This window comes from Streptomyces sp. SID3343 (genome assembly GCF_009865215.1).
In the GTDB taxonomy this organism is placed as follows: Bacteria; Actinomycetota; Actinomycetes; order Streptomycetales; family Streptomycetaceae; genus Embleya.
Map to the genome: position 1 here is coordinate 1 of NZ_WWJX01001450.1, position 961 is coordinate 961.

Sequence of the window (961 nt, forward strand, 5' to 3'; positions counted from 1 at the left end):
CCTCGTAGTCGGTGCGGAAGACGCCGCGTTGTCGGTCGGTGTGGAACCTCGTAGTCGGTGCGGAAGACGCCGCGTTGTCGGTCGGTGTGGAAGACACGACCGGCGTCGTATCCGGCGTGCCGGGAGAGGATCACGTCTGCGGGCGCGGCGCCGAACTCGCGGGCCCTCGGGGTTGCCGGCCCGGATCAGGACCGGTCGGCTCTGCGGGTGCGCGGCACGGTGAACCGACCGTCGATGGCGAAGTCCCCGCCGCGGTGGTCGAATCGGCCCGCGTTCGAAGTGGCGACCACGCCGTTGGCGCGGTCGGCGACGTGCGCGTCCGGCTCCCGGCCGTCCCGCAGCGGGCGGGGCGGGGCGGGTGAGGGCGGAGTGTCGGCTTGTTCAGGCCGCCGCGGCGCCTGCGGTGAGCGGTGGGGTGGCCGAGGCGGACGGAGGAGTGGAGCGGCGCAGACGGGCGGAGAACGAGTCGACGAGTTCGTTCAGGGGCGCGGCGCCTTCGGGTTCGATCTCCTCACCGGTGGGGTTGACGAAGCGCTCGTGCACGAACCAGCCCTGGGCGACGTGGTCGGCGCCGAGGGAAGTCAGTACCGGGCGCAGCGCGTAGTCGAGCGCGAGTACGTGTGCGGGAGTCCCGCCGGTGAGCACGGGCAGGATTTCCTTGCCGCGCAAGGCGAATTGCGGGAGCACGTCCAGGAACGTCTTGAGCACTCCGCTGTAGGCGGCCTTGTATACGGGGCTCGCGATCACCAGCGCGTCCGCGTCGGCGACCGCGGCGACTGCGGCGCGCAGGTGGGGGTCGGCGAAGTCGGCGTGCAGGAGCGCTTCGGCGGGCAGGTCGCGCACGGCGAGCGTGGAGAGGTCGTGTCCGTCGGCGCGCAGGCGGGCGGCGACGTGGCGGGCGACGACGCCGGTGCGCGAGGCGGCGGAGGGGCTGCCCCATACGGTCAGGACGGATGCCATG

Annotated in this window: 1 protein-coding gene; it reads right to left on the reverse strand. The window is 72.9% G+C overall.

What is annotated here, in order from left to right; translation table 11 throughout:
• Nucleotides 1–381 precede the first annotated feature (381 nt).
• On the reverse strand, nucleotides 382–960 hold the full coding sequence (ssuE, locus tag GT354_RS46115; RefSeq protein WP_161363521.1) for an NADPH-dependent FMN reductase: 579 nt from the start codon (nucleotides 958–960) through the stop codon (nucleotides 382–384).
• Nucleotide 961: the final 1 nt, after the last annotated feature.